This window comes from Blastococcus sp. Marseille-P5729 (assembly GCF_900292035.1).
Taxonomy (GTDB): Bacteria; Actinomycetota; Actinomycetes; order Mycobacteriales; family Antricoccaceae; genus Cumulibacter.
In genome coordinates this window covers 76,511-94,571 of the sequence record NZ_OMPO01000004.1, presented here as the reverse complement: position 1 = coordinate 94,571, position 18,061 = coordinate 76,511, and the positions used below count along the sequence as shown (strand labels likewise).

Sequence of the window (18,061 nt, the reverse complement as noted above, 5' to 3'; positions counted from 1 at the left end):
CGGCGAGGCGCGAACCGGCGCCACGCGGTCTGCTGGCACACTCAGGAGCCATGCGCGCCACGGACCCCGTCCTGCTCAGCCGGCGTCGGCTGCTGGCCGGCGGCGCGGTGCTCGGCGCCGCGCTCGCCGGGTGCACCGGAGCACCGGCGCCCCCGCCGGAGCCGCCCCGTGACCCGCTTGAGGATCTTCTCGACGAGCACGTCGCACTCCGCGACCAGTACGACGCGGCCATCGCGGCCGCCCCGGACGACTCCCGCCTGGCCGGGATGCGCGCGAACGTCGACGAGCATGTCGCGGCGCTCGCCGCGGCCCTGGCGATGACCCCGCCCGAAGGCGCCCCTCAGGCGTCGGCGAGCGGATCGGCGGCCGCGAGCCCGGCGCCGTCCGCCGATCCCGCTACCTTGGTTCCCGCGCTCGCGCAGGCCGAGCTGGCGCTGCACGCCCACTGCCGCGAGCTCGCGATCGCGCAACGGGCCGAACGAGCCCCCCTGCTCGCTTCGCTGACCGCCTCGCACGGCGCCGCCGCAGGGGTGCTGTCGTGAGCGACGACGTCTCCGCGCTGCAGGATGCCCTCGCCGGCGTCCACGCGACCATCTGGGCGTACGGCGAGATCGGCGCGACGGTCAGCGACCAGCACCTCGCCGCGGTGGCGGCGGCGGACAACGCCTACCGCGGGCTACGCGGCCAGCTCGAGGACGTCGTCCGCGGGCTGGGCGAGCAACCGGTCGCATCCCAGCCGGGCTACACCCTGCCGATGCCCGTCGCCGACGACCTCAGCGCGCTGCACGCCGCGGCAGCTCTCGAGGACGCGATGTGCGCTCACTGGCGATACTGCTCCGGCCGCGTCGACGCCGTCCCGATCCGGACCTTCTGCATCGACGCGCTCACCAGCGCCGCCGGCGCAGCGGTTCGCTGGCGGCAGACCGCCGGGGTCCCGTTGTCCGTGCCCGCCTTCCCGGGGCTCGCGTGAGCCGCGAGGTCGTCGTCTCCCCGGAGCGGCTCGCGGTGTGGTTCGCGGGATTCACGCGGCGCAACGGCGACGTGGTCGCGATCCGAGAGGCGGACGACGAGACGATCGTGACCACCGACCGCGGAGGGCGGGCGCAGATCCGCGGACGGCGTCTGGCTGCTGCGGACGTCGATGCGCTGTGCGCGCAGCTGCTGCCGCCGGCGAGCGCGGCGGTGCTGCTGATCCGGCGCGGTGGCTATGCGATCGCGCGGGCGGCGTGTGCCGGGGCGGGACACCACGTGCTGGCCAGCAAGACCGGACGGCGCTACGTGCAGGGCCGTACCGCGGCCGGCGGGCAGAGCCAACAGCGATACGCCCGCCGCCGCGGCAACCAGGCGGACGCCTTGGTCGGCGAGGCCGCTGACGCCGCCCGGCGGGTGCTCGGAGACCGTCCCGACAGCGTCGATCTGCTGGTGACCGGAGGCGATTCGCGGCTGGTCGACGACCTGCTGCGCCGGCCGCCGCTCACCGCACTCACCTGGGTGCAGCGGCGGCACATCGACGTCGGCGAGCCGCGGCGGGCCGCCGTCGACCATGCGCTGCGCCTAGCACGATCGGTGCGTATCCAGGTGAGCAATGCCGACTGTGAGGAGCAACAGTGACCCAGGTGTCCCCCGGCGAGCGGTGCGCGTTGCGATCGATCGAGGTCCATGAGCAGCTCGCGGGCACCGCCGGCCACGTGGACCGCGGCTATCTCGCGGTCGAGGACGCCGGCCCGTGGGGCCGCGCCGGAATCAGCGAGAGCGGGCTGGGCGAGACGGGTGCATCGCTCGAGTCGCTGGCCAAGGCCGCCGGGGTGAAGGTGCTCGTCATGCGGGCGACTCACCGCGAAGGCCGCGGGCACCCGGTGCGGCGACGGGTGCTCGCCGCCGTCCACGGTCGGCGTCGCCGGCTGGTCGGTTTCTCCGTGGGCGAGCCCGCCGAGCTGTTGGGGTTGAACCTTGCGGCGTACGCCGGCGATCTGTGCGACATCCACCCGGAGGCGGTCGAGATCGATCACCCCCTGCTCCTGGTGTGCACGCACGCCAAGCGCGACCAGTGCTGCGCGATCGAAGGCGGCCCCTTGGCCCGCTCCCTTGCGCGCGCACACCCGGGCCAGGTGTTCGAGTGCAGCCATCTCGGCGGGCACCGCTTCGCCCCAACCGCACTGAGCCTGCCGTCCGGCGCGGTCTACGGGCGTCTCGACCTCGAGTCCGCGACGCGAGCGCTGAAGCTGGCTGCCGACGGCATGGTCGAGCCGCGCTCGCTGCGCGGCATCAGCGCACTACCGCCCGTGGCGCAGGCCGCCGACGTCGCGCTGCGCGTGCGGCTGGGGCTGCGCGCGCTGGACGCGGTCGACGTCGAAGAGATCACTGTCGGGGAGGACCACACCGCCGTCCGCCTGCGCACCGCCGACGGCGAGACGTGGGTCGCGCGGGTCGTGCCGAGCGCAAGCGCGCCGCGGCCAGCGTCCTGCGGCCGGGCGGCCGAGCCGTCGACCTCACACCGAGTGGTCGCCCTGACGCCCCCCTAGAACAGCACCACCATCTGCTCGGCGACCTGCCGGAAGCCGCAGCGCGCGTAGCTGTGCAGCGCGGCGTGGTTGAAGTCGTTGACGGCGAGGCTGATCAGCGACACGCCTCGGCGGCGCGCCAGCGCCAGCACCTGCGCGGTGCCCGCGGTGCCGATTCCCTGCCCCCTCAGGTCCGGGTGCACCCAGACGCCCTGCAGCTGGGCGCAGTCGGCACTCACCGCCCCGAGCTCCGCCTTGAACACCACGTCGGGCCCGTCGGTGCGGATGTAGGCCTGCCGCGAGCTGATCAGCTCGCTAGCCCGCCAGCGGTAGGCGTGCCCGCCGTCATGGGCGACCGGTGAGATCCCGATCTCCTCGATGTACATCTCGATCGACGCCGCGTAGAAACGGTCGAAGTCCGCAGCCACGGCCACCCGCACATCGGGATCGGCCGGGACCGGTGCCGGGCTGTCGCTGACCATCACGATCTGCCGCTGCCGGATCGCGCGGGCCGGCCCCCACGTGGGCTCGAGCTCCGCCCACAGCGCGTGCGCCGACGGCAGGCGCGCGACAATCGAGGAGCAGCGGCGTCCTTCCTCGATCGCCAGGCGGGCGAAGGCCCGGGCCGCCTGCTCGTCGGCATGGATCGGCAGCAGGTTGGCGCCCGAGTAGCACAGCGCGTCGCCGCACAGCCAGATCCGGCGAGTACCGAGCTGGGTCGGCCCACCGGAGCCGAGCCAGGCCGCCACCGGCAGAGCCTCGACGGGGTCGCGCTGCAGTATCGCCGCGACCTGCTCGTAGTCGCGCGAACTCGCGATCCGCGCAGTGGCCACTACGAGACGCTGACCGAGGGCTCGCCCTCGACGTCGATGCCCATCCCGTCGGCGATCCGCATGGCCTCCTCGATCAGTGTCTCGACGATCTGCGACTCGGGAACGGTCTTGATGACCTCGCCCTTGACGAAGATCTGGCCCTTGCCATTGCCAGAGGCGACGCCGAGATCGGCCTCGCGGGCCTCGCCAGGTCCATTGACGACGCATCCCATGACGGCGACGCGCAACGGGACCTTCAGCCCCTCGAGCCCGGCCGTGACCTGGTCGGCGAGCGTATAGACATCGACCTGGGCGCGACCGCACGAGGGGCACGAGACGATCTCCAGACCACGCTCGCGCAAGTTCAGCGACTCGAGAATCTGCAGCCCGACCTTGACCTCCTCGACCGGCGGCGCCGACAGCGAGACCCGGATCGTGTCACCGATTCCCTGGCTCAGCAGCGCACCGAAGGCGACCGCCGACTTGATGGTCCCCTGGAAGGCGGGCCCGGCCTCGGTGACGCCGAGGTGCAGCGGGTAGTCGCACTGCTCCGCCAGCAGCTGGTAGGCCCGCACCATCACGACAGGGTCGTGGTGCTTGACCGAGATCTTGATGTCGCGGAAGTCGTGCTCCTCGAACAGCGAGCACTCCCACAGCGCAGACTCAACTAGCGCCTCAGGGGTGGCCTTGCCGTACTTGTCCATCAGCCGCTTGTCGAGCGAGCCGGCGTTCACGCCGATGCGGATCGGGGTGCCCGCCGCCTTGGCGGCTTTGGCGATCTCGCCGACCTTGTCGTCGAAGGCCTTGATGTTGCCGGGGTTCACTCGTACGGCGGCGCAGCCCGCTTCGATGGCGGCGAAGACGTACTTGGGCTGGAAGTGGATGTCGGCGATCACCGGGATCTGGGACTTCTTGGCGATTGCCGGCAGTGCGTCGGCGTCGTCCTGGCTGGGGACCGCCACGCGCACGATCTGGCAGCCGGACGCCGTCAGCTCGGCGATCTGCTGCAGGGTCGAGTTGATGTCGGCGGTGACAGTCGTAGTCATGGACTGGACCGACACGGGCGCGTCGCCGCCGACCAGCACGCCGCCCACGTCCAGCTGTCGCGACTTGCGTCGGGGGGCGAGGGTGGGGGGCGGCAGCTTCGGCATACCGAGGTTCACGCTCATGCACTCAATGCTAGTCCGCCGGCCGCGGCGGCTGGCTCGCTCGCTACTGGTTGAGGGTGATCGGGTTGATCACGTCCGCGACCAGCAGCAGACCCGAGAACAGGACGAAGATCCCGGCCACCACGTAGGCCACCGGCATCACCTTCGCAATGTCGATCGGCCCCGGCGGAGTCTTGCCACGGATGCGGTAGATCGCATTGCGCAGGCCTTCGTAGAACGCCCCGGCGATGTGCCCGCCGTCCAGCGGGTAGATCGGCACCAGGTTGAACAGGAACAGCACCATGTTCAGGCTCGCCAGCAGCGACAGCAGGTACGCAATGCGCTCCTGGGCCGGCTGCGGCAGCGCGAAGATCTCACCGGAGAGCCGTCCGACCCCGACGATGCCGACCGGGCCCTCCGGGTCGCGCTGCGCCCCCGCGAAGGTCGCGCGCACCAGCTGCGGCACCCGCTCGGGCAGCTGGATGATCCGCTCGGTGGCCAGCACGATGAAGTTCCCGACGTATGACGGCACCTCCGTGATCGGCATCGTCGTCATCGGGGTCGTCGGCGCCAAGCCCAGATAGCCCACCTCGACGGTCCGGTCGGGGTCGTCGTCCGATCGGACGGTGTTGCGCATCGGGGTCACGCTCAGCTCGATCGAGTCACCCTGGCGCTCGACGGTGAAGGTCATGCTCTTCTCGGGGCTGCGCCGGATCTCGGCGCGGACGGCGTCCCAGCTCGCGACGGCCTGGCCGTTCATCTCGGTGATCGTGTCGCCGGCGCGGAAGCCGGCCTCGGCGGCCGGGCTGGCCGGTGGCAGGGCGCACCCGTCCGTGCCGTTCTCGCAGAGCCTGCCGTCCTCGTCGACAGGCTTGGTGCAGTCCTTGGCGTTGGTCGTGGACGGAAGCACGCACTCGCTGACCGTCTGCACGGTCAGCGACGGAGTGTGCACGCCGAAGGTCGTGAGGATGATCGCGAACAGCACGAACGCAAGGATCAGGTTCTGGATGGGCCCGGCGATCATGGTGATCGCGCGCTGCCACCACGGCTTGCTGAAGAAGGTGCGGTTCTCATCGCCGGGCTGCAGCTCGGCGGCAGACTGCTCCCGCACCTCCCGGATCAGGCCGGCGAACGGGCCCTTGCCCTGCGGGCGGTCCGGCGGAGGCGGCGGGATCATCCCGATGATGCGGATGTAGCCGCCGAGCGGGATCCACTTGATGCCGTGCTCGGTCTCGCCGACCTGCCGCGACCACATCGTCGGGCCGAACCCGACCATGAACTGGCTGACCCGCATCCCGAACCGTTTCGCGGCCAGGAAGTGGCCGAGCTCGTGCCACCAGATGGAGAACAGCAGCCCGACGACGAACAGCAGGATGCCGATGGCGGTCAACATGAAGAGGGGTGTCCGTCCTTCGCGAGAGCAGCAAGCAACATATCGGCGGCCGTCCGCGCGTCCTGCTCGAAGGCGACGATCCCCTCGAGGCTGCTGCGCGGCCGCGCCAGGTCATGCGACGCACCGAGCCGGTCGAGGGTTGCGCCGATGGTGTCAACGACGTCGAGGTAGCCGGCGGTTCCCGCGATGACCGCGGCCTGGGCCTGCTCGTTGGCCGCGTTGTAGGCGGCCGGCGCCACCCCGCCGATCGCGGCGCATTGCCGCGCCAGGCCGACCGCGGGGAAGGCGATGTCGTCCAGCGGCTCGAAGGTCCACGAGTGCGCGCGGGTCCAGTCGAAGGTGGGCTGGGCGCCGGCCACCCGGTCCGGCCAGCCGAGGGCGAGCGCGATCGGCATCCGCATGTCCGGCGGCGAGGCCTGCGCGATCGTCGAGCCGTCGGCGTACTCGATCATCGAGTGGATCGTGGACTGCGGGTGGACGACGACCTCGATGTCGTCGGGCGGGACGTCGAACAGCAGATGCGCCTCGATCAGCTCCAGACCCTTGTTGACCAGGTTTGCGCTGTTGAGGGTGACCGAGGTGCCCATCGCCCAGGTGGGATGGGCCATGGCCTCCTGCAGGGTGACCGAGGCGAGCTGATCGCGGGTGCGGCCGCGGAAGGGCCCGCCGCTGGCTGTGAGGATGAACCGCGCGACCTCGTCACGACGCCCGGCGCGCAGGCACTGCGCCATCGCCGAGTGCTCCGAGTCGACCGGCACGATCTGCCCGGGGGCGGCCATGTCGCGCACCCAGCTGCCGCCTGCGACGAGTGACTCCTTGTTGGCCAGCGCCAGGCTGGTCCCCGCCCGCAAGCACGCGACGGTCGCCGCGAGCCCGACCGAACCGGCGACGGCGTTCAGCACGACGTCGCACGGCAGTGCCGCCAGCTCGGCGGTCGCGCGCGGACCGGCGATCACCTTCGGGGTCGCGGCCACGCCTCTGCGGGAGGCCTCGGCCTTGAGGTGCAGGATGACGTCCTCGGCGGCTGTCGCGCGGGACACCCCGACCGTCTCGACGCCGAGATCGAGCGCCTGCTGGGCGAGCACCGCGGGCTGGCCCCCACCCGCCGAGATCGCCCGCACCGAGAACCGGTCGCGATTGCGGCGTACGACGTCGATGGCCTGGGTGCCGATCGAGCCGGTGGAGCCAAGGATCACGATGGTGCGCTGCTGGGTCACGCAGGCGATTGTCCCCCATCGTCCAGCCGGACCGCCGCCAGGCGGCACAATGAACCGCGTGGAGATCCACTCACGCGAGCAGCTGGCAGCATTCCTCGCGGCGAACGACGGCTCGCTGTCGGCGGTGCGGCTGCAGGGACTGCGGCTCGATGCCGACGACCCGCTGGTCGGGCAGATCATGACCCGCGAGGTGCACGGCATGCTGGTGCTGGGCGACACGTTCGCCCCCGCGATCGCGCCGGCCCTGAGCCGGCAGGGCGCGCTGCTGCTGCCTTCGAACCCGAAGGTTCCCTTCGATCCCTCCCACACCGTGCTCTACACCCCCGCCGAGCTGTTCGCCGGCGTCCAGGACGGGTACGCGAGTACCCTCGATGCACGCTGCTACCGCTGGTCGCAGGCACCCGACGGCGCGCACGACATCGAGCACAACCTCTATGCGGCGCTGCACGACACCGTGATCACCGATGCGCTGGGCGAGGCTCTCGCGGACGCCGGCGCCCGGCCGGTTGCGGTGATGGGCGGGCACGCCATGGCACGCGGGAGCGACGACTATCGCCACGCGGCCCGGCTCGGCCGCCTGCTCGCCGACCGGTTCTGCGTGCTGTCCGGCGGCGGGCCGGGAGCCATGGAGGCGGTAAATCTGGGTGCGGCGACCCACGGTGCCGACGAGACGGTGCTTGATGAAGCGCTCGCGGTCGTCGCGCAGGTGGTGCCCTTCGACGATGTCGCCGCCTGGGCCGGGGCGGGCTTCGCCGCCCGGCAGCTGATCGACGCCACCGGCGTCCGCGGCACCCGCTCGCTCGGCATCCCCACCTGGTACTACGGTCACGAGCCGCCGAACGTGTTCGCCCACCTCGTGGCGAAGTACTTCTCGAACGCGATCCGCGAGGACATCCTGCTGGCCCGCGCCGAGGCACTGGTCGTGCTGCCCGGCGCGGCCGGAACCGTGCAGGAGATCTTCCAGGCGACGGTCCGCAACTACTACACCCTCGGGGAGCTGGTCCCCACGGTGCTAGTCGGCCGGGACTACTGGACCCGCACGTTGCCCGCCTGGCCGCTGCTGGAGCGCCTCGGCGCCGGACGCGCCATGCAACGCGCCATCCACCTCGTCGAGACGATCGACGAGGCCGCGGCGGTCATCTCGTGACGTGGGTGAACCCCTCCACCGTGTCGCGAGCCCAGGATGGAATGATGTAGCGCAAGTAGTCCCATGAGGAGGCGACAGTGGCACGCACCCGTACCGAGGATCACGGACTGGTCCATCGCGGTAGCGCTCATCCGGCGAAGGCCGACAAGCGCGAGATCGAGTTGGCCGACGACGACCCGCGCATCTGGGGCTGGCACCACGAGGGCGACGGCAAGACCTCCCGTATCGCCGGCATCGCCGTCGTGGGCTTCATCCTCCTGATGATGTTGGGCAATCACAACGGCAAGGTCGAGGACCTGTGGCTGCTCGCGGTCGCCGGCATCATGCTGATCATGATCGTCGTGAGCCTGGGCAACAAGCGCAAGTCCATCTGGCGCAAGTAGCCACCATCCGCTCGACGAGGGCCGTTGCGATCAACCGATCGCAACCGCCCTCGTGTTCACTACCGCTGACCTGCCGGAGGAGAAAACGGTGAGCCGCCCCCGCACCCGCGCCGAGCTCACGGAAGCGGTCAGGCCGTTTCAGCGCCGCCTGCTGGAGCTGTGCTACCGCATGCTGGGCTCGGTGGACGCCGCCCAGGAGCAGGCCACCGCTGTCGATCGCCTGCTGTGGAAGGAACGCAGCCGCATCGCGGCGGACGGCGGCGTGGAGCACCTTGTGCTGACGCTGGCAGCCCGCGCCTGCGTCGAGATCGCCGAGCGCGAACGGCACCACCGGCAGGTGGTCGCGGTTCCGCTGCCGCCAGAGGCCACCGTCGTGGTCGCGGCCCAGGCGCCGTGGGTGCAGCCACTGCCCGATCTCGCGGACGGCGCCGAGAGACCTATCGGTCTGGACACGGTTACCGCCCTGGCGCACCTGTCCGCCGTCCAACGCGCCTGCATCGTCTTGCGTTACGGGCTCGGCTGGAGCACACCGGTGACTGCCGAGGCGCTCGGCCTGAGCATCTTCGGCGCGCACAGCACCACCCAACGCGGCCGAGACGCGCTCCGTGCGCGGCTGGGGCGGACCACGCCGCCGTCCGCCCGAGCCGGTCTCAGCGAGGAGGACCGCACGGCGGCCGAGCGCTACTGCCGGGCCGTGGAGTCCGGCGACGACCGAGTGGTCGCCGAGTGCCTACGGCACGACGTGATCGTCACTCATCAGCCGGGTGCGGCGGGCAATCAGCAGCGACGACCCCAGGTGCTTCGCGGCCACGAGGAGGTCCTGCGGTCGTGGGCGCCGCTACTGGCCGCGGGCTCCCCGGTGGGGGCGCGGCTGGAGCTGATCGGCTCCTGCGCCGGCCGTCCGGTGGTGCTGTCGTCGATCAGGCCGGACGATTGCTCGCCCTACCGGCCGTTCGCGCTGGAGGTGCTCGGCCTGCGCGGGAACCGGGTCAGCGAGCTGGCGAACTTCGACCCCGCACTCGCCAGGCACTTCGAGTGAGTTACCGGGCGTTGCGCGCCATCGCGATCAGCTCGAGCGCTTGGGCCACGGCGACCTGACGGTAACCGCCGTTCTCCTCGTGAAAGGTCAGGCTGAGGATCTCCTGGGCGGTGGGCCCCTGACCGGCCTGGAAGGCAGCGCGCATCTGGTCCATCGCCTGATCGACCTCGTGAACGTCGAACCCCAGGACAGCGCGGCTCACCCGCGGGAATCGGTCGGCGTAGTGCGGCGGCGCGCCCATGTCCATCGCCGAGCCCTCGCGCTCTTGCGGGATGTCCTCCTCGTGCAACCGCTTCTCGAGATCGGAGATCTGCTGGCGCATCTCGCGACGCCACTGGTCGACCTCCTCCTCCGCATACGCGGAGGAACCTCGGGCCTCGTCGAAGGTCTCGATCGCCAGCTCGTGCGAGGACAGACCCTCGGAGTCCTGGACACCCCCGTTGACGCGGTCGAGGACACGATCCACGAAGGCGTCGACGCGGTCGGCGTCGTACCCCTTGCGGCCGAGCTTCAGGCGGGTGAACACCGGACGTGGTTCTGCCACTACTTCTCCTCCAGGGCGGCCAGCTGTCCGCAGGCGCCATCGATCTCGCGCCCACGCGTGTCGCGGACGGTGGTGGTCACGCCGCCGGCGATGAGGCGGCGGACGAACTCCTGCTCGACGGGCTTGGGACTGGCGTCCCACTGCGAGCCAGGGGTCGGGTTGAGCGGGATCAGGTTGACGTGCACCCACGGGAAGTCGCCCCGCTGGCGCAGCCGCTTGGCCAGCAGGTCGGCGCGCCAAGGCTGGTCGTTCACGTCGCGGATCAGCGCGTACTCGATCGACACGCGGCGACCGGTGTGCTTCGCGTAGCCCCAGGCGGCGTCGAGGACGTCGTCGACCTTGAATCGGTTGTTGATCGGCACCAGGGTGTCGCGCAGCTCGTCGTCCGGGGTGTGCAGCGACAGCGCGAGGCGCACCTGCATGCCCTCCGCCGTCAGTCGCTCGATGCCGGGGACCAGCCCGACGGTCGAGACGGTGACGCCGCGCTGGCCGATGCCCAGGCCTGCCGGGCCGGGGTCGGTGATGCGACGCACGGCGGCGATGACCCGGTTGTAGTTCGCCAGCGGCTCGCCCATGCCCATGAACACGATGTTCGACAGTCGCCCGGGTCCCCCGTCGATCGCGCCGTCGCGCATGGCCTTCGCGGCGACGACAACCTGGTCGACGATCTCGGCCGTCGAGAGGTTGCGGGTCAGTCCCTGCTGGCCGGTCGCGCAGAACGGGCACGCCATGCCGCAGCCGGCCTGGCTGGAGATGCACAGCGTCGTCCGGTCCGGATAGCGCATCAGCACCGACTCAACCAGCGCGCCATCGAACAGCCGCCACAGGGTCTTGCGGGTCATGCCCTCGTCGCAGGTCTGCTCGCGGACGCCGGTCAGCAGCGTCGGGAACAGCTCGTCGGCGATCCGCTGCCGGTCGGCCGCAGGCAGGTCGCTCATCTGCCGGGGATCGCGGGTGTAGCGCTCGAAGTAGTGCTTGCCGAGCTGGTTTGCCCGGAAGGGCGGCAGCCCGAGCTCGGACACGGCGACGCGCCGGCCCTCGACGTCGAGGTCGGCGAGATGGCGTGGCGGCTTCTTCGCGCCCTTGGGCGGGCTGAAGACCAGCGGGAGTGCGGTCATGACTGGACGATTCTCCCACGCTTGAGCGGCCGATGTGGGTCTTCGAGTGTGAGAGGGCCTACCGTGGCCGGGGCCACCAGTCGGCGACCCGGGTCGCCAGCCACCGGGCGAGGTAGGCGTTCACGGCGGTCGGCTTCTCCTGCGCCATCCAGTGCCCGCAGTCGATGACCTGCTCGGTGAGATCGGGGCAGGCCTCGCGCATGGGGTCGGCCAGCGCGCCCGTGACGGTCTGGCAGACGGAGTCGTAGCGGCCGTGCAGGAACAGCACCGGAAGGTCGAGCCGTTGCGCACCGCGGCGGCTGTACTCGGCGTTCGCCGCGTCGTTGACGTACCACGCGTCGGGGCCCGCGAACCCGTTCCGGCTCAGCGCCGCGACATAGACCTCCTTCTCCTCCTCAGTCAGTACCGCGGTGTCGAGCGGAAGGTCGGGGGCGACCGGGCCGCGGAAGAAGCCGCCGTCCCGCCGCGTGCTCGCGTTGAGCGAGGGCCGGTTGATGTGGGCCGGCTTGCCGTGCCGAAAGACGGCTCGGACGGTGGCGTCGACGTCCCGCTCGAAATCGCGTTGCGCTTGCGCGAAGCTCTCCTCGTAGAACAGGAAGTAGTCCCACTGCCCCGCCGGGTACTCCGCCTCCGGGTACCGCTCGCGGTCGACGAGGTCGATCAGCGTCTGCTTGCAAAACCCGCCCGGCTGGAACGGGACGACGAGACTGGCGACCGCTCGGGCCCGGTCGGGATGGTGCGCGGCGACGTTCCAGACGACCGGAGATCCCCAGTCGTGCCCGACCCACACGGCGCGCTCCGCGTTCAGGTGATCGATCAGCTCGATCATGTCGGCGACGATCTCCTCCTGCGCGTACGCTGCCGTGCCCTCCGGCACGCTCGACTCGCCGTAGCCGCGCATGTCCGGAGCAACACACCGAAATCCCAGGCCCCCGAGCACGGGGAGGACATGCCGCCAGGAGTGCGACAGCTCCGGCCAGCCGTGGCAGAAGATCAGCAGCGGCCCGTCGTCCGGGCCGGTCTGCAGGTAGGCGGTGGTGTGCCGTTCGGTGCGCACGCTGCGCTGCTGGATCTGCATGCGTGAACTATCGCAGACGACGAGCGGCCCGCGGCCGCCAACTGGTGCTCAGCCGCCGAATCGCTGGCGCTCGTCGCGGGCGAGCTGCTCGGCAAGTGCGTCGTCGATGCCGTCGGCGATCTGCTCCACGGTCAGTCCGTCGTAGCTCAACAGCCGCCAGCGGCCGTCGCCGTTCGGCTCGATCTCGACGATCCCGGTGTTGGGCATCGGGTGCGAGGCAATGAACGAGGCGTCCGCGCCGACCGCGCGGCAGGTAGTCCACAGGCGCATGATGGCGCCATGCGCGACGACGACGCCGACCTCGCGACCGGAGCGCGCGGTCGCCTTGGCCGCCCGCTCGACCTGCCGGTCGAAGCGCGCGAGCACCTCGTCACCGGACTCTCCCCCGGCCAGCCGGACGCTGCGGTCGCCGTCCGGCCAGGAGAACACCGTCTGCGAGTACTCCTCAAAGGCCGCATCGTGCGTGGCGTCCTCGAGGCTGCCGCCGGAGATCTCCCGGCCGTCGGCGTGGATCTCGATCCGGATCCCGCGGTCCTGGGCAAGGGGCGCCGCGGTCTCCTGCGTGCGGACGAGGTCGGAGGTGACGATCACGCCGATGTCCTCGCCGCGCAACCGGTTTACCAGCGACTGTGCTTGCTCATTGCCGAGCTCGGTCAGCGAATGCCCGGGTGGGGCGGTGTCGAGGACTCGTCCAGCGTTGGCGGTGGTCTCACCGTGCCGGATCAGCAGCAAGCGCATGGCGCCCATTATGGCCGCAGCCCCCATCGGCACTCACACGCGGTCGGTAGGCTCATGGAGTGAGCGACCGGCAGTACGACGAGGGCACCGCGCCTGGGTACGCGCCCGAGGTCGGAGTCGGACCGCACCCGCTGCCCTGGCCGGATGATCCGCGCCTCGAACCACACCTGCTGCGCGAGGGCGATCGGCGCAATGTCACCGATCAGTACCGATACTGGTCGGTCGAGGCGATCGTGGCGGACCTCGACACCCGACGCCACGGCTTCCACGTCGCCATCGAGAACCTGCACCACGACATGAACATCGGCACGATCGTGCGCAGCGCCAATGCCTTCCTCGCCCGGGAGATTCACATCGTGGGTCGGCGCCGGTGGAATCGCCGGGGCGCGATGGTCACCGACCGATACCAGCACATACGCCACCACGCCGATGCCGCCGCGCTGGCCGGCTACGCCGCAGAGCGCTCCCTGCCGCTGATCGGCATCGACAACCTGCCTGGGTCGGCGTCGATCGAGCGGGCGTCGCTGCCCGAGCAGTGCGTGCTGGTGTTCGGTCAGGAGAGCGTCGGGCTCAGCGAGCAGATGGCGACCGCCTGTCACGCCGTGTACTCGATCACCCAGTTCGGGTCGACCCGGTCGATGAACGCGGGGGTGGCAGCCGGGATCGCGATGCATGCGTGGATCCGCCAGCACGCATCGATCTAGGCGACGAACAGAGTGAGCAGCATCCAGGCGATCGGGGCACTGAATAGCAGACTGTCCATCCGGTCCATGACGCCGCCGTGACCAGGCAGCAGGTTGCTCATGTCCTTGATGCCGAGATCGCGCTTGATCATCGACTCAGCGAGGTCGCCCAGGGTCGCGATCATGGCGATGGCCAGCCCGAACATGATGCCGTGCCACCATTGCCCGTCGAGCGCGAGCGAGAGCATCAGCACGCTGGCGACCGAGGCCGCGACGAGCGACCCGGCGAAGCCCTCCCATGACTTCTTGGGCGAGATGAACGGCGCCATCGGATGCTTGCCGAACAGCACACCGGCCGCATAGCCACCGGTGTCGTTGCAGACAACGGCCAGCGCCCACGTGATGATCCACAGCGCGCCGGCCTCGCGGTTGGCCATCAGGATCGCGAATCCGGCGGGGAAGGGTATGTAGACGGCGATGAACGCCGAGATCGCGGCCGAGATGAGGAAGCCGTCCACCGGCTTGGACATGCGCCACGTGGTAGCGGCGAGGAAGGTCATCAGCAGCGCGATCGCGAGCCCGGGCAGGCCGTAGAACCAGGCGCTGAGGCACATCGCCGCGCCGCCGAGCATCAGCGGGACCGCCGCGACCTCGATGGCCGCATGCCGGACGGCCAGGGCCACCTCGCGCACGGCAACGACGACGGCGGCCAGCACGATGAGCCCGAACGCGGGCCGGTACAGGTACAGCGCCAGCACGACCAGGACGCCGATGGCCAGGCCCACGCCGATCGCGGCGCCGAGGTCGCGGCCAGCCCGGCCGGCCGGCCTCTTGGCGGGGCCGGAGCCGGGGCTGCTCGGCTGCGTCGTGGAATGCTGGGTCATCGTCGGGCTGGAGGTGCTAGACCTCGAGCAGCTCGGCTTCCTTGTGCTTGACGACGTCGTCGACCTGCTGCACGTACTTGTGGGTCAGCGTCTCGAGCTCCTTCTCGGCGCGGTCGACCTCGTCCTCGCCTGCGTCGCCGTCCTTCTTGATCTTCTCCAGCGCATCCTTGGCGGTACGGCGGATGTTGCGGATCGCCACCTTGGCATCCTCGCCCTTGCCGCGGGCGATCTTGCCCATCTCTCTGCGCCGCTCCTCGGTCAGCTGCGGGAAGACCACGCGGATGATCTGGCCGTCGTTGCCGGGGTTGACGCCGAGATCGGACTCGCGGATCGCCTTCTCGATCTCACCGAGCTGGCTGGCGTCGTAGGGCTTGATCGTGGCCATCCGCGCCTCGGGGATGTTGATGGTCGCCATCTGGGTCAACGGCGTGGGCGCGCCGTAGTAGTCGATCTGGATGCTCTCGAACATCGAGGCGTTCGCTCGCCCGGTGCGGATGGTCGTCATGTCGTGCTTGGCGACGCCGACGGCCTTCTCCATCTTCTCCTCGGCCTCGAACAAGGTCTCGTCAATCATCTTCTTCTCCTAGCCTCTCGCGGGCGCGTTGGTGATCACAGTCCCGATCCGCTCGCCGGCGGCGGCGCGAGCGATGTTGCCCTCTTCGAGCATGTTGAATACAACGATGGGCATGTTGTTGTCCATGCACAGGCTAATCGCCGTCGCGTCGGCGACCGCGAGATGCTCGGTGAGGACCTGATCGTAGGTGAGCGAGTCGTACTTCGTGGCGGTCGGATCGATCCGCGGATCGGCGTTGTAGACGCCGTCCACGCCGTTCTTGGCCATCAGCAGGACGTCACAACCGATCTCGAGCGCGCGCTGCGCGGCCACGGTGTCGGTGGAGAAGTACGGCATGCCGGCACCGGCGCCGAAGATGACCACGCGCCCCTTCTCCAGGTGGCGGATGGCGCGCAGCGGGATGTAGGACTCGGCCACCTGCCCCATCGTGATGGCGGTCTGCACGCGGGTGGCCACCCCTTCCTTCTCGAGGAAGTCCTGCAGTGCCAGGCAGTTCAGCACCGTGCCGAGCATGCCCATGTAGTCGGCGCGGGCGCGGTCCATGCCGGCCTGCGAGAGCTGCGCTCCCCGGAAGAAGTTGCCGCCGCCGTTGACGATCGCGACCTGCACGCCGGTCTCGACGACCTCGCGGATCTGGTGGGCGATGCTCTTGACGACCTCGGTGTCGACACCGACCTTGCCGCCGCCGAAGGTCTCTCCCGAGAGCTTGAGCAGGACTCGTCTGTAGCCACTCATCTGCGATCTGTCCCTTCGAGGATGTGCGGGCTCGGCGCGGTGTGCGTTCTCCCCGCGGTGATGGTGCGAGAAAGGGGCCGTCAGTACCGGATCACGGCAGTGACGGCCCCCTTCTGATCGTGCGGTGAGCGCTTAGAGCTCTTCGCCGACCTCGATGCGAGCGAATCGGGTCACGGCGACGCCGGCCTCGTCGAGAACGGCCTTGACGTTCTTCTTGGAGTCCTGCACCGACGCCTGCTCGTTGAGGGTGAAGTCCTTGAAGTAGGCGTTGACCTTGCCCTCGATGATCTTGGTGATCGCCTGCTCGGGCTTGCCCTCGCCGCGGGCGGTCTCCTCTGCGACGCGCTTCTCGTTCTCGACGATGTCGGCGGGCACCTCGTCGCGCGAGACGTACCTCGGGCGCATCGCGGCGATCTGCATGCCGGCCTGGCGCGCGGCCTCCTCGTTGTCGCCGGTGTACTCGACCAGGACGGCGACCTGCGGCGGCAGGTCCGCGGAACGGCGGTGCAGGTAGGCGGTGGTCTGCCCGTCGAAGCGGACGACGCGGCGCAGCTCGAGGCGCTCGCCGATCTTCGCCGACAGCTCCTGCACGAGCGCCTCGACGGTGGTGCCGTCGATCTCGTGCTTCAGGGCCGCCTCGACCCCGTCGACCTTCGCGGCCGCCAGGGCGTCGACGATCTTGTCACCCAGGGCGATGAAGTCCTCGTTCTTGGCGACGAAGTCGGTCTCGCACAGCAGCTCGATCGCGGTGCCGTCCTTGACGGTGGCCAGGCCGTTGGACGAGGTGCGCGCGGCACGCTTGCCGACGTCCTTGGCTCCCTTGATGCGCAGCAACTCGACGGCCTTGTCGAAGTCCCCGTCGGTCTCGGCGAGCGCCTTCTTACAGTCGAGCATGCCCGAGCCGGTCAGCTCGCGCAGCTTCTTGACATCAGCGGCAGAGAAATTTGCCATGGTGGGCTGTCCCATCTATCCGCGGCTCGCGGATGTAGATCGCAAGTGGTGGTGGAGCCGGGCCGAGACCCGGCAGCGTGGCTACTTGGCTTCTTCGTCTCCGGCCGGGGCGGCGGCCTGCCCGGCGGACTGCTCGGTAGCGGGGGGCTGCGCAGCGGCCTCGTCCGGCTTGGCGCCCTCGAGGATCTCGCGCTCCCACTCTGCCAGCGGCTCGTCCGCGGCGACCTCGTCGCGATTGGGCTTGTCCTCGCCCTCCGCCTTGCCGGTCTGCGAGGCACGCGCCAGCAAGCCCTCGGCGCACGCGTCGGCGATGACGCGGGTCAGCAGGCCGGCCGAGCGGATGGCGTCGTCGTTGCCCGGAATCGGGTAGTCGACCTCGTCCGGATCGCAGTTGGTGTCGAGAATGGCGACGATCGGGATGTTCAGCTTCTTGGCCTCGCCGACCGCGATCTGCTCCTTCTTGGTGTCGACGATCCAGATCGCCGACGGGACCCGGGCCATGTCACGGATGCCACCGAGAGTCTTCGATAGCTTCTCGCGCTCGCGGTCCAGGATGAGCTGTTCCTTCTTGGTCATCACGGTGTCGCCGCCGGTCTCGGCGATCTGCTCGAGCTCCTTGAGCCGCTGCAGGCGCTTGTGCACGGTGCCGAAGTTGGTGAGCATGCCGCCGAGCCAGCGGTGGTTCACGTACGGCATGTTGACGCGGGTGGCCTCCTTGGAGATCGCCTCCTGGGCCTGGCGCTTGGTGCCCACGAACAGCACGGTGCCGCCGTGCGCGACGGTCTCCTTGACGAACTCGAAGGACTTGTCGATGTATGACAGGGTCTGCTGCAGGTCGATGATGTAGATGCCGTTGCGCTCGGTCAGGATGAAGCGCTTCATCTTCGGGTTCCAGCGGCGGGTCTGGTGTCCGAAGTGCACGCCCGAGTCGAGCAGCTGACGCATGGTGACGACGGCCATTGCCGTTCTCCTTCTTCTGACCGTCTCGGCCAAGCACGCCGGACGGTCCTTTTCTATGGTTGTCGGCCCGGCCGGGTTCGGCAGGGCCCCTGGCGCCCCGACTCCACCGGCTCTCGCCGGACCGTAGCTGAGTCGACCCGTGAACGGGTCTGGACG

At 69.9% G+C, this 18,061-nt stretch carries 21 protein-coding genes; 8 read left to right on the top strand and 13 right to left on the bottom strand.

The genetic code is table 11. The features are described 5' to 3' along the window. The first annotated feature begins 50 nt into the window (after positions 1–50). The 4 genes from DAA40_RS16280 to DAA40_RS15685 are packed head-to-tail and all read left to right on the top strand — an operon-like array spanning position 51 to position 2,522. Positions 51–542 carry a hypothetical protein gene (locus tag DAA40_RS16280; RefSeq protein ID WP_158716479.1) on the top strand — a complete coding sequence of 164 codons (492 nt, stop codon included), beginning with the start codon at positions 51–53 and terminating at the stop codon, positions 540–542. After that, positions 539–970, top strand: coding sequence for a ferritin-like domain-containing protein (locus DAA40_RS15695; protein WP_158716478.1), 432 nt, complete (start codon positions 539–541; stop codon positions 968–970). Before DAA40_RS16280 ends, DAA40_RS15695 begins: the two co-directional genes overlap by 4 nt. After that, on the top strand, positions 967–1,611 hold the full coding sequence (locus DAA40_RS15690) for an acVLRF1 family peptidyl-tRNA hydrolase (protein ID WP_106850705.1): 645 nt from the start codon (positions 967–969) through the stop codon (positions 1,609–1,611). The genes DAA40_RS15695 and DAA40_RS15690 overlap by 4 nt, the downstream gene beginning before the upstream one ends. Continuing rightward, positions 1,608–2,522: a sucrase ferredoxin gene (locus tag DAA40_RS15685; RefSeq protein WP_106850704.1), complete on the top strand. Its 915-nt coding sequence runs from the start codon at positions 1,608–1,610 to the stop codon at positions 2,520–2,522. Before DAA40_RS15690 ends, DAA40_RS15685 begins: the two co-directional genes overlap by 4 nt. On the opposite strand, the gene DAA40_RS15680 is transcribed toward DAA40_RS15685, so the two are convergent. Genes DAA40_RS15680 through dxr form a run of 4 tightly spaced genes read right to left on the bottom strand, consistent with a single transcriptional unit; the run spans position 2,519 to position 7,071 of the window. Then, entirely contained in the window at positions 2,519–3,334 is an 816-nt protein-coding gene (locus DAA40_RS15680) for a DUF4081 domain-containing GNAT family N-acetyltransferase (protein WP_199849846.1), read from the bottom strand. The genes DAA40_RS15685 and DAA40_RS15680 overlap by 4 nt on opposite strands. Further along, positions 3,334–4,482, bottom strand: coding sequence for a flavodoxin-dependent (E)-4-hydroxy-3-methylbut-2-enyl-diphosphate synthase (ispG, locus tag DAA40_RS15675; protein WP_106850703.1), 1,149 nt, complete (start codon positions 4,480–4,482; stop codon positions 3,334–3,336). The genes DAA40_RS15680 and ispG overlap by 1 nt, the downstream gene beginning before the upstream one ends. A 43-nt stretch (positions 4,483–4,525) precedes the next feature. Beyond that, entirely contained in the window at positions 4,526–5,854 is a 1,329-nt protein-coding gene (locus DAA40_RS15670; protein WP_106850702.1) for an RIP metalloprotease, read from the bottom strand. Then, positions 5,848–7,071 (bottom strand): 1-deoxy-D-xylulose-5-phosphate reductoisomerase, encoded by a 1,224-nt coding sequence (gene dxr / locus DAA40_RS15665; RefSeq protein ID WP_106850701.1) that lies wholly within the window; start codon positions 7,069–7,071, stop codon positions 5,848–5,850. The genes DAA40_RS15670 and dxr overlap by 7 nt, the downstream gene beginning before the upstream one ends. 58 nt (positions 7,072–7,129) lie before the next feature. On the opposite strand from dxr, the gene DAA40_RS15660 reads away from it, so the two are divergent. The 3 genes from DAA40_RS15660 to DAA40_RS15650 all read left to right on the top strand — a co-directional run bounded on the left by DAA40_RS15660 (position 7,130) and on the right by DAA40_RS15650 (position 9,640). Further along, positions 7,130–8,218 (top strand): LOG family protein, encoded by a 1,089-nt coding sequence (locus DAA40_RS15660; RefSeq protein ID WP_199849845.1) that lies wholly within the window; start codon positions 7,130–7,132, stop codon positions 8,216–8,218. A 77-nt stretch (positions 8,219–8,295) separates the two neighbouring features. Next, the gene (locus DAA40_RS15655; RefSeq protein ID WP_106850699.1) at positions 8,296–8,601 is read left to right on the top strand and encodes a DUF2631 domain-containing protein; all 306 of its coding nucleotides are present in this window, start codon (positions 8,296–8,298) and stop codon (positions 8,599–8,601) included. A gap of 88 nt (positions 8,602–8,689) precedes the next feature. Then, on the top strand, positions 8,690–9,640 hold the full coding sequence (locus DAA40_RS15650; RefSeq protein WP_106850698.1) for a sigma factor-like helix-turn-helix DNA-binding protein: 951 nt from the start codon (positions 8,690–8,692) through the stop codon (positions 9,638–9,640). A gap of 1 nt (position 9,641) precedes the next feature. On the opposite strand, the gene DAA40_RS15645 is transcribed toward DAA40_RS15650, so the two are convergent. From DAA40_RS15645 to DAA40_RS15630, 4 genes are read right to left on the bottom strand one after another with little or no spacing between them, the layout of a single operon-like run. Continuing rightward, the gene (locus DAA40_RS15645) at positions 9,642–10,184 is read right to left on the bottom strand and encodes a hypothetical protein (RefSeq protein ID WP_106850697.1); all 543 of its coding nucleotides are present in this window, start codon (positions 10,182–10,184) and stop codon (positions 9,642–9,644) included. Next, a complete protein-coding gene (gene rlmN, locus DAA40_RS15640; RefSeq protein WP_106850696.1) occupies positions 10,184–11,302 on the bottom strand; it encodes a 23S rRNA (adenine(2503)-C(2))-methyltransferase RlmN in 1,119 nt (372 codons plus the stop codon). Before rlmN ends, DAA40_RS15645 begins: the two co-directional genes overlap by 1 nt. A gap of 58 nt (positions 11,303–11,360) precedes the next feature. After that, positions 11,361–12,380, bottom strand: coding sequence for an alpha/beta fold hydrolase (locus DAA40_RS15635; protein ID WP_106850695.1), 1,020 nt, complete (start codon positions 12,378–12,380; stop codon positions 11,361–11,363). A 48-nt stretch (positions 12,381–12,428) separates the two neighbouring features. Next, positions 12,429–13,118 (bottom strand): histidine phosphatase family protein, encoded by a 690-nt coding sequence (locus DAA40_RS15630; protein ID WP_106850725.1) that lies wholly within the window; start codon positions 13,116–13,118, stop codon positions 12,429–12,431. Positions 13,119–13,177: 59 nt separating this feature from the next. On the opposite strand from DAA40_RS15630, the gene DAA40_RS15625 reads away from it, so the two are divergent. Next, on the top strand, positions 13,178–13,822 hold the full coding sequence (locus DAA40_RS15625) for a TrmH family RNA methyltransferase (RefSeq protein WP_106850694.1): 645 nt from the start codon (positions 13,178–13,180) through the stop codon (positions 13,820–13,822). On the opposite strand, the gene DAA40_RS15620 is transcribed toward DAA40_RS15625, so the two are convergent. From DAA40_RS15620 to rpsB, 5 genes are all read right to left on the bottom strand, one after another. Then, positions 13,819–14,685, bottom strand: coding sequence for a phosphatidate cytidylyltransferase (locus tag DAA40_RS15620; RefSeq protein WP_106850693.1), 867 nt, complete (start codon positions 14,683–14,685; stop codon positions 13,819–13,821). The genes DAA40_RS15625 and DAA40_RS15620 overlap by 4 nt on opposite strands. Positions 14,686–14,701: 16 nt before the next feature. Next, complete coding sequence (gene frr / locus DAA40_RS15615; RefSeq protein ID WP_106850692.1) at positions 14,702–15,259, bottom strand: ribosome recycling factor; 558 nt, start codon at positions 15,257–15,259, stop codon at positions 14,702–14,704. A gap of 9 nt (positions 15,260–15,268) precedes the next feature. Next, entirely contained in the window at positions 15,269–15,994 is a 726-nt protein-coding gene (gene pyrH / locus DAA40_RS15610; protein WP_106850691.1) for a UMP kinase, read from the bottom strand. Between the two features lie 132 nt (positions 15,995–16,126). Then, on the bottom strand, positions 16,127–16,945 hold the full coding sequence (gene tsf, locus DAA40_RS15605; RefSeq protein ID WP_106850724.1) for a translation elongation factor Ts: 819 nt from the start codon (positions 16,943–16,945) through the stop codon (positions 16,127–16,129). A gap of 81 nt (positions 16,946–17,026) precedes the next feature. Beyond that, entirely contained in the window at positions 17,027–17,905 is an 879-nt protein-coding gene (gene rpsB / locus DAA40_RS15600) for a 30S ribosomal protein S2 (RefSeq protein ID WP_106850690.1), read from the bottom strand. Positions 17,906–18,061: the final 156 nt, after the last annotated feature.